Origin of the sequence: Microbacterium azadirachtae (assembly GCF_000956545.1) — a bacterium.
Lineage (GTDB): Bacteria > Actinomycetota > Actinomycetes > Actinomycetales > Microbacteriaceae > Microbacterium > Microbacterium azadirachtae.
Genome location: NZ_JYIT01000031.1, coordinates 1 through 9,571, shown reverse-complemented (window position 1 = coordinate 9,571; position 9,571 = coordinate 1). Strand labels below are relative to the sequence as shown.

At 71.8% G+C, this 9,571-nt stretch carries 9 protein-coding genes; 1 reads left to right on the top strand and 8 read right to left on the bottom strand.

The features are described 5' to 3' along the window. Nucleotides 1-53 precede the first annotated feature (53 nt). The 7 genes from RL72_RS00510 to RL72_RS00480 form a co-directional block, all read right to left on the bottom strand. Nucleotides 54-1,400, bottom strand: a complete 1,347-nt coding sequence (locus RL72_RS00510) for a sulfate adenylyltransferase subunit 1 (RefSeq protein ID WP_082071871.1) — start codon at nt 1,398-1,400, stop codon at nt 54-56. Then, on the bottom strand, nt 1,400-2,362 hold the full coding sequence (cysD, locus tag RL72_RS00505; RefSeq protein ID WP_091478029.1) for a sulfate adenylyltransferase subunit CysD: 963 nt from the start codon (nt 2,360-2,362) through the stop codon (nt 1,400-1,402). Before cysD ends, RL72_RS00510 begins: the two co-directional genes overlap by 1 nt. Continuing rightward, entirely contained in the window at nt 2,359-3,051 is a 693-nt protein-coding gene (locus RL72_RS00500; protein ID WP_045248840.1) for a phosphoadenylyl-sulfate reductase, read from the bottom strand. The genes cysD and RL72_RS00500 overlap by 4 nt, the downstream gene beginning before the upstream one ends. A gap of 194 nt (nt 3,052-3,245) precedes the next feature. Beyond that, nucleotides 3,246-4,985: a nitrite/sulfite reductase gene (locus RL72_RS00495; RefSeq protein WP_045248837.1), complete on the bottom strand. Its 1,740-nt coding sequence runs from the start codon at nt 4,983-4,985 to the stop codon at nt 3,246-3,248. A gap of 202 nt (nt 4,986-5,187) precedes the next feature. Continuing rightward, nucleotides 5,188-6,225: a metallophosphoesterase gene (locus RL72_RS00490; RefSeq protein ID WP_045248836.1), complete on the bottom strand. Its 1,038-nt coding sequence runs from the start codon at nt 6,223-6,225 to the stop codon at nt 5,188-5,190. Between the two features lie 372 nt (nt 6,226-6,597). Then, nucleotides 6,598-7,311, bottom strand: a complete 714-nt coding sequence (locus RL72_RS00485; protein WP_045248835.1) for a sirohydrochlorin chelatase — start codon at nt 7,309-7,311, stop codon at nt 6,598-6,600. 69 nt (nt 7,312-7,380) lie between these two features. Then, entirely contained in the window at nt 7,381-8,301 is a 921-nt protein-coding gene (locus tag RL72_RS00480) for a serine protein kinase RIO (protein ID WP_248700317.1), read from the bottom strand. A gap of 259 nt (nt 8,302-8,560) precedes the next feature. On the opposite strand from RL72_RS00480, the gene RL72_RS00475 reads away from it, so the two are divergent. After that, nucleotides 8,561-9,025 (top strand): DUF3817 domain-containing protein, encoded by a 465-nt coding sequence (locus RL72_RS00475; RefSeq protein WP_045248834.1) that lies wholly within the window; start codon nt 8,561-8,563, stop codon nt 9,023-9,025. Nucleotides 9,026-9,070: 45 nt separating this feature from the next. Here RL72_RS00475 and RL72_RS20000 read toward each other — a convergent pair. Further along, the coding region (locus RL72_RS20000) for a hypothetical protein (RefSeq protein WP_052674092.1) at nt 9,071-9,571 on the bottom strand (501 nt) is incomplete at its 5' end.

Sequence of the window (9,571 nt, the reverse complement as noted above, 5' to 3'; positions counted from 1 at the left end):
ATCTCAGGGTGAAAACCCACGGTTCGGCAGAAATAGACGGGAGAGGGGAGGGGTCAGGGGGTGGTGACGACCGTCGCGGCGGCCAGGGTCGCGCCGTCGACGGGGTGGATGAGCAGCAGGGCGCCGCCCTCGCGGTCGTCGGCGTAGCGCTCGAGGGGCAGAGGGGAGGCGAAGCGGATCCGCACGCGGCCGATCTCGTTCACGGCGAGCTCCGCCGCGTCCTCCAAGGCGAGGGTGTCCAGATCCCGTCGGGAGAGCACCTCGGTCACGATCGCCTGGACGGTGGACGTCCCGTGCTTCGCGAGCACGCGCGCCCCCGGCGCCACGGGCCGGACGTCGAGCTGGAAGATCTCCACCTCGGCCTCCTGGTGCCCGGAGGGCACGGTGCCTGCCGCGGCGATGAGCGCGCCGCGCGCGGCGTCGACCTCGTCGGCGAGCGTCACCGCGATCGACTGCGCGGTGTGCGCCGCGTCGGCGACCCGGCCCGCGACGCGGATCCCGGTGACCGTCGTCTCGTGTCCGCCGGGGAACACCTGCACGCGGTCGCCGACGCGGACCGAGCCGCTCGAGACCCGTCCGGCGAAGCCCCGGTAGTCGCGGAGCGCATCCGCCTCCGCCTCGTCGATGAGGGCCGAGACGCCTCCCTGCGGGCGGATCACGGTCTGCACGGGCAGGCGGAACGCCGCGTCCTCCTCGGCGGTGCGCGCGGGCAGGGTCTCCAGCAGCTCGCGCAGCGTCGGACCCTCGTACCAGGGCGTGCGCTCGGACGGATCCACGATGTTGTCGCCCTCGAGGGCGGAGACGGGGATGACGTGCGTGTCGATGAGGCCGAGCTCGGCGGCCACGGCGAGGGCCTGCTCCTCGACCGCGCGGAAGCGCTCCTCGTCGAAGCCGGTGAGGTCGATCTTGTTCACGGCGACCACCACGTGCGGCACGCGCAGCAGCGACACCACGGCGAGGTGCCGGCGGGTCTGCTCCACGACGCCCTTGCGCGCGTCGATCAGCACGACCACGGCGTCGGCGGTGGCGGATCCGGTGACCATGTTGCGCGTGTACTGCACGTGTCCCGGGCAGTCGGCGAGGATGAAGCTGCGGGCATCGGTGGCGAAGTAGCGGTACGCGACGTCGATCGTGATGCCCTGCTCGCGCTCGGCCCTCAGGCCGTCGGTGAGCAGCGCGAAGTCGAACTCGCCGTGCGCGAAGCCGCGGTCGGCGGAGGTGCGAGCGACCTGCTCGAGCTGATCCGCGAGGATCGCCTTCGCGTCGTGCAGCAGCCGTCCGACGAGGGTGGACTTGCCGTCGTCGACGGATCCGGCGGTGGCGAAGCGGAACAGGGTCGTGTCGCGCAGCGTCGGAACGGGCTCGACGACTCCGGTCCCTGAGGTCTCGGTCGTGCTCATCAGAAGTATCCGTTCTTCTTGCGGTCCTCCATGGCGGCCTCGCTGATCCGGTCGTCGGCGCGCGTGGCGCCGCGCTCGGTGAGCGTGGAGCGCGCCACCTCGGCGACCACCTGGTCGACCGTCGCCGCGTCGGACTCGACGGCACCGGTGCAGCTCGCGTCGCCGACGGTGCGGTAGCGGACGGTGCGGCGCTCGACCTGCTCGTCCGCGCGCGGCAGGGCATGCTCGTTCACCGCCCACCACATGCCGTCGCGGCGGAACACCTCGCGCTCGTGCGCCAGGTACAGCGGCGGAAGCGGGATCCGCTCGCGGGCGATGTAGCGCCAGACGTCCAGCTCGGTCCAGTTCGAGATCGGGAACGCGCGCACGTGCTTGCCCGGCGTGTGCCGGCCGTTGTACAGGCTCCACAGCTCGGGGCGCTGGTTGCGCGGATCCCATTGCCCGAACTCGTCGCGCAGAGAGATGATGCGCTCCTTCGCGCGGGCTTTGTCCTCGTCGCGGCGGGCGCCGCCGAAGACCGCGTCGTGCCTGCCCGCGGCGATCGCGTCGAGCAGCGGCTGCGTCTGCAGCACGTTGCGGGTGCCGTCCGGGCGCTCGGTGAGGCGGCCGTCGTCGATGTAGTCCTGCACGCGGGCGACCTCGAGCTTCAGGCCGAGCCGCTCGACGGTCTCGTCACGGAACCGGATCACCTCGTCGAAGTTGTGCCCCGTGTCCACATGCAGCACCGGGAACGGGATCCGGCCCGGCGCGAACGCGCGCGCGGCGAGGTGCAGCACGAGCACCGAGTCCTTGCCCCCCGAGAACAGGAGCACCGGACGCTCGAACTCGGCGACCACCTCGCGGATGATGTGGATCGCCTCGGCCTCGAGCAGATCCAGGCCGGTGAGTCCTTCGTCTCGTCGCTGCGCTCCTCGCTCAGGAACCGACGAAGGGCGCTCGGTGGTCAGTGTGTCGATGCTCATACGTGGAGTCCGCATTCGGTCTTGGCCAGTCCGGCCCAGCGGCCGGAGCGGGGGTCTTCGCCCGGAGCGACGGGCTTGGTGCACGGCGCGCAGCCGATCGAGGGGTAGCCGTTGGCGACGAGCGGGTTCACCACCACCTCGTGCGCGGTCGCGTAGGCGATGAGGTCGTCGAACGACCAGGCCGCGACGGGATTGACCTTGATCAGGCCGTTGCGCTCGTCGAAGACGATCAGCGGCGTGTTGGCCCGCGTGGGCGCCTCGTCGCGGCGCACGCCGGTGAACCACACCTCGTAGCCGCCGAGGGCCCTGTGCAGCGGGGCCACCTTGCGCAGCTCGCAGCACAGGGCGGGATCCCGCGCGAACAGGTCCTTGCCGTGCTCCGCGTCCTGTTCGCGCACGGTCTTCTCGGGCTTCACGTCCACGATCCGCACGTCGAGCGTGCGGGCGACCTCGTCGCGCGTGAACGTCGTCTCCAGGAAGTGGTACCCGGTGTCCAGGAACAGCACGTCCACCCCCGGGATCGCCGCGGCGATCAGGTGCGGCAGCGCCGCGTCCGCCATCGAGCAGGCGACGGCGGCCAGCCTCGGCGAGACGTTCGCGGCGACCCAGGCGACGACCTCCGCAGGGGAGGCCTCGTCGGCGGATCCGCTGCGCAGCTCCGCGGCCCCGCGCTCGGCAAGGGCCCGCAGCTCGTCGAGGGACCGCTTCCGCCGGGTCGCTTCGAGTGCCTCAGCGACCGGGGTGGCGGGGTCGGTCCCTGAGGTTCTCGAAGGGACGGGGGTGTGCGTCCGGGTCGCTTCGAGTGCCTCAGCGACCGGGACGGGGGTGTGCGTCGGGGACGCTTCGACTGCCTCAGCGACCGGGGTGGCGGGATCCACGGCGCTCACTGCAGGGCCTCCTCGTCGGCGCGGTGCGCCCAGGTGGCGAACGTCTCGTCCGGGTGCTCCCGGTCGGCGAGATAGCGCCGGATCACGCGCTCCGCGTAGTCGGCGATGCCGTCGGCGGGCACCTTCAGCCCGCGGACGGTGCGGCCCAGGCCCGCCTCCTCCGAGCGCTCGGCGCTGGCGAGGCCGCCGCCGAGGTGCACCTGGTAGCCGGGCACCTGTTCACCGTCGATCGTGACGAGCTGGCCTTTGAGGCCGATGTCGGCGGTCTGGATCCTGGCGCAGGAGTTGGGGCAGCCGTTGACGTGCAGGGTGATCGGACGGCCGATCTCGGGCTCCAGGGCGCCGAGGCGCTCCTCGAGCTGCTCGATCGCCCGTGCGGCGTTGACCTTGGTCTCCACGATCGCGAGCTTGCAGAACTCGATGCCCGTGCACGCGATGGTGGCCCGGCGGAACAGGCTCGGACGGGCCTGCAGGCCGATCGCGTCGAGACCGGAGATGAGGGACTCGACCCGGTCCTCCGCCACGTCGAGCACGAGCACCTTCTGGTACGGCGTCGTGCGGATGCGGGTGGATCCGTGCGCTTCGGCGAGATCGGCGAGTGCGGTGAGCGTCGTGCCCGACACGCGCCCCACCGCCGGCGCGGCGCCGACGTAGAACAGGCCGTCCTTCTGGCGGTGCGCGCCCACGTGGTCGCCCTGGCCGATCGGCCTCGGGGCGGCGGGTCCGTCGGGCAGCGGCGCGTCGAGGTACTCGGTCTCGAGCACCTCACGGAACCTCTCGGTGCCCCAGTCGGCGAGGAGGAACTTCAGGCGCGCCTTGTTGCGCAGGCGGCGGTAGCCGTAGTCGCGGAAGATGCGGATCACCCCGTGCCACACCTCGGCGACGCGGTCGGGCGTCACGAAGGCGCCGAGGCGCTCGCCCAGCCGGGGCACGGTCGAGAGGCCGCCGCCGACCCACAGGTCGTAGCCGATGCCGAGCTCGGGGTGGGTGACGGCCACGAACGCGCAGTCGTTGATCTCGTGCACGACGTCCTGGCTGGGGTGGCCGGTGATCGCGGTCTTGTACTTGCGGGGCAGGTTGGCGAGGCTCTCGTCGCCGATGAAGCGCTCCGCGATCTCGAGGATCTGCGGGGTGGGGTCGATGATCTCGTCGGCGGCGATCCCGGCGACGGGGGATCCGAGGATCACGCGCGGCACGTCGCCGCACGCTTCGGTGGTGCTCAGGTCCACGTCCTCGAGGCGACGCCAGATCTCGGGGACGTCCTCCACGCGGATCCAGTGCAGCTGGATGTTCTGCCGGTCGGTGAGGTCGGCGGTGTCGCGGGCGAACTCGGTCGAGATCCCACCGATCACGCGCAGCTGGTCGGTCGTGAGCTGGCCGCCGTCGACGCGGACGCGCAGCATGAAGTACTCGTCCTCGAGCTCCTCGGGGCTCAGCGTCGCGGTGCGGCCGCCGTCGATCCCGGGCTTGCGCTGCGTGTACAGGCCCCACCAGCGGAATCGCCCGTGCAGGTCCGTCGGGTCGATGCTCGCGAATCCGCCGGCCGCATAGGTCGACTCGATCCGCTCGCGCACGTTCAGACCGTTGTCCTCGAGCTTGAACTCCTCGTTGCCGTTCAGCGGCTCCGTGCCGTCGACGGCCCACTGACCGTGCGGCTTGGTGGGCACGCGGGCGGTGCGGGTGCGGGCGCCGCGCACCGGGCCGGCGGGCGCGGCAGTGGTCGGTTCGGGAGACATGCCGACAAGCTACGTGCGCACCCGCCGGATCCGCCCGTCTGTGTCATCCGCTCCGACACGGAGCGTCATTGTTCGACATGGTCCAGTTTCCTCCGGGCGGGATGCTGTTCAATGGAGCGCCCGCCGCGCGGATCCGGTTCCCGCAGACCGCGGGACACGCAGAAGGCGGGACCCCGAGGGATCCCGCCTTCCGGCCGCGAGCTCAGTGCGCGATGTACGGGACGCGCTCCCAGCTCAGCACGTGGTCGGCGCCCGGACGGTTGATGGTCACGCGCAGCCAGTCCTTGTTGTTGGAGGAGCCGTCGACGGTCACACGGGTGAGGTTGTCGGCGGATCCGGTCACGCCGTAGGTCGTCAGCCACGGGGATCCGGCCGCGAGCGGCTTGTCGGAGTTGTACACGTGGCTGTCGCCGTTGACGAGGTAGACCTCGCCGTCGAAGGCGCGGGACTGCTCCACGAGGGTCTGCACGAGCGGCTGGAACGCCGAGATGTCCGACCAGGCCGGGGTGTACGTGGGGTCGAACATGTCGGCTTGCAACAGCACGGTCACGGCGCGGTCGTGCTTCTGCTTCGCGGTCGCGAACGTGCTCTTCACGAGCGAGATCGCGTTCGCCATCCTCGCCTGCTCCGCGGCGAGCTGCTCCGGCCGGGGCGCGGTGTCGCCGAGGCCCGCCCACGGCTGCACGCCGTCGTTGCTGCCCACGACGTGCACGACCGCGAAGTCCACGCCGTCGCGGCGCAGGGAAACGTTCTCCGGGAAGCCGGCCGCCGCCTGCGAGTCGAGCTTCACGGGGTTCTGCCCGAGGGAGACGCCCGGGTTGGCGAAGAACACCGAGCGGTCGTAGGCGAGGCGCTCCAGGGGGTTGTACGCGCCGTTGTTCGCGCGGTGGCAGTCGGTCCACTCGTTGTCGCCCGGAGAGTAGACGAGAGGGTTCGTGAAGGTGTCGAAATCGCCCTTGATCTGCTGGTAGAGCGCGTCGTCGCAGCGGCTGGATCCGTTCTTGATGTCGCCCACGTGAAACGTCAGCTCGGGATTCGCGGCGTTGATCTCCTGGATCCACTGCGGGAACAGCGCCTGCTGTGCGGCGCCGTAGGGGATGTCGCCGATGATCGCGAACGAGTAGTGCCCTGCCTTGTCCTGGCCCGGTGCGTCGGCGGCGGCGACGGCGGGGGTCGCGCCCGCGGCGATCAGGGCGATGACGGCCGCCGAGGCAGCCATGATGGTGCGGGGGAGTTGCATGCGGATTCCTTCGCTCGGGGGCGCCGGGGCGGACGCCGTACCCACCCTCGCGCCGCGCGCGCCCATGCGAGTGGACGTCGCGTGAACGGAGGGCGAACACTCGCGATGCACTGCCGCCTTCGCGCTACGGGCCCGCCCCAGGAGCGGCCGCTGCGCGCCGGCGCGTGCTTCGCGGCCGGAGAGATGGAAAACGTCGCCCGCGCCGTCCTCCGCGCAGCGAAATCCATCTCGTGCGCGCAGCACTCGCGCCCGGAAGATGGATAACGCCGCTGCGATCGCGGAGGGAGCGACGTTTTCCATCTCGCGCGCGGGAAGCGCGGGGGCGGCTGGGGGTGCCCCGCCCGCGTGCCCGGATCCGCCGCGGCCCGCGGTTCAGGCTCGTGCCGTGAGCCGCGCGACGCCTGCGAGATAGCGGGCGACGACGAGGTCCACGAGCGGCGCCGGGGGCTCGCCGTCGTCGAGCAGAGGCTCGGTCAGCACCGAGGAGCCGGCGATCCGCGCCGCGACGTCGAAGAAGTAGCCGTGCGCGAGCAGGTAGGTCGCGACCGCCGCCCCGGGGTGGGTCTGCAGCGCCGCGGCGAGGCTCGGTTCGCGCGCCGCGAGGTACGCCGGCACGACGACGCGTCCGATCCGCTCGGCCAGGAGCGCCGCCGCGACCTCGGCGTCTGGCAGGGAGAGAGGGTCGCGGGATCCGGCGACGGCGAGCACGAGCGGCGTCGAGGGATCCGGATCCGCGCCGGCCTCGGCGACCCGCTGCGCGAGCACCTCGGCCAGCCGGGGATCGGGTCCGAGCGGATCCGTCACCACCGCGTCGGGCCGGGCCGCGGCCGCGCGACCCAGATCCACCCGCACGTGGAACCCCTGCGACAGCAGAAGCGGGACCACGACGACCGGCCCAGCGATGGCCGCCAGGGCGCTCGGGGCATCCGGCTCCTGCACGTCGACGAAACCCGCGTGCACCTCGACGGGCTCCTGGCCGGGGCTCTGCAGGCGCTCTGCGACCCGCTGCACGAGCAGCGAGATCGCTGCCGCACCGGCCGCGTCCCCCGTCCCGTGCGAGACGGCGAGCAGGGCGGGGCGGGTCATGCTCGGAGTGTATGCGGTGCCGCCGGATCAGGCCCGGCAGCATGTCATCCGGGGAAAGACGGCGGTCCGCTAGCCGAACGACTCCGCCACCAACTCGCCGAACAGCGCCTCGGCGTCGACGTCGAGCCGCTGACGCGCGAACCAGTCGCACACGTTCACGCAGTCGCGGTGCAGCAGATCCAGGCCCTGCGGATTCGCCACCGTGTCGACGATCTGCGGCAGGTCGATCACGACGACGCGGCCGTCGTGCACCAGCAGGTTGTACGGCGAGAGGTCGCCGTGCGCGAGCCCTGCCCGGGCGAACACCCGCATCAGCTCGACGACCTGCGCGAACAGATCGTCGAGCAGTGACGGATCGTGCCGGACCTGTGCCAGGCGGGGTGCGCCGACGCCGTCGCCGGATCCGATGAACTCCATCAGCACCTCGGTGCCGCTCACCTGCACCGGATAGGGCACGGGCGCGCCGAGCTCGCAGAGGCGGCGCAGCGCCTCGAACTCGGCGAACGACCACTGCGCCGCGGCGACCTCGCGGCCGTGCTCGCTCTTGCGCGCGAGGGCGCGGGCGTCCCGGGAGTTCCGGGTGCGGCGCCCCTCGGTGTACACGGTGGAACGGTGGAAGCTGCGGTGATCCGTGCTGCGATAGCGCTTGGCCGCGAGCAGGCTGCGCTGCGCCGGATCCCCGGGCACCGCGCGTTCGATGAGGAAGACGTCGGCCTCCTTGCCGGTCTTCAGGATGCCGAGCTCGGTGTCGACGGCGCCGGCCGAGGTCACCACCCACTCCGGGCGCGGCTCGGGACCGCGCTCGGTCGGGGTCGTCGTCGGCCAGGTGGTCCAGCGCTGACCGTCGACGAGGTCGACGTCGGCGAAGGAGAGGCCGAGGTCGTCGTCGTCGGCGGCCGAGAGGATGTCGCCGACGACGCCGCGTGGAGCGGACGAGGAGAGGGGGACGGAGGAAGAAGGGGCATCCGGGGATGCGGAGGAAGGGATCACGAGAGACTCCGGGTCGGGGCCGCTCGCGAAGAGGTTCGGCGGCGGCCTCAGGGAAGAAGGTCGGCGAAGGGCGCGACAACAGAGACGTTCATCGTCAGCTCCTTCCCTCGGATCCCGGGCGCATCCCGGTGCCCGCCGAGTCTACGGTCCGGTCGTTGCCGCTGTCGAGGCCCCGAAACCGTCCGAAAGGTGGAGGCGCCGGGCAGGCGGGCGCGCGGGGCCGCTGAATACGCTGGAAGGACCCGACCCGAGGAGAGACGTGTTCACCACTCCCGCCCGCCTGTTCCGCGTGCTCGCGATCGCCGAGGCCATCACCTGGACCCTGCTGATCGGCGCCCTCGTGGGCCGTGCCGTGGGCCTGCCGCCGGTGCTCGTCACGATCGCCGGGTCGATCCACGGCTTCGTGTTCCTCTCCTACGCGGCCACGGCCGTGCTGCTCGCGTTCCACCAGCGCTGGGGCGTCGGGGTCGCGGTCCTCGCGATCGCGAGCGCGATCGTCCCCTACGCCACGATCCCCGCCGAGATCTGGCTGCACCGCACCGGCCGGCTGGCCGGGGACTGGCGGCTGGAGCAGACCGACGACCCGCGCGACGCCGCCTGGTACGACCGCACCATGCGCTGGTTCCTGCACCGGCCGTGGGTGCTGGCGCTGCTCGTGCTCGCCGCGGTCGCCGCGCTGTTCGCGGTGCTGCTGCTGATCGGCCCTCCCGGCGGGTCGCACTGACGACGCCGGGCGTCCGCCTACGCCCGGAGGGCCCGGAGCGCCCGATCAATGGACGAGGATCGGATCCTTCTCGATGATCTCGTCGGCGACGGTCGGCGCACTGCCGTCGGTGCAGTCGAGGACGAAGGAGAGCCCGGCCCCTGCCTGCTCGAACACCCGGGCCTGGATGACCCAGGTGGCCGCGTCGTTGCTGCCCTGCACGGCTCGCGAGTCGACGTCGTAACCGCCCGAGGTCGCGTTCTTGAACGGCACGTCGGAGGCGGCGGCGGTGACGTCGGCGATCGTCGCCTTGGTCAGGGCGGCGAGCATCAGATCGCTGGCCTCGCGGTCGTCCTTGGCGCCGGTCGACGTCGTCGTGCCCTGCCAGAACTGCACGGTGCACAGCCCGTCGACCGTCGCGTAGGACCAGTTCCCGTTGCCGTCGTCGGGCTTGTCGACCTTCCAGCGGGAGTCGGCGATGAGGCCGTCCGACCACTCGACGTGGCCCCCGGCCGGCAGCGAGTCGGCGTCGAAGGTGAGGGTCCCCGACCCCGAGGAGTCGTCGGT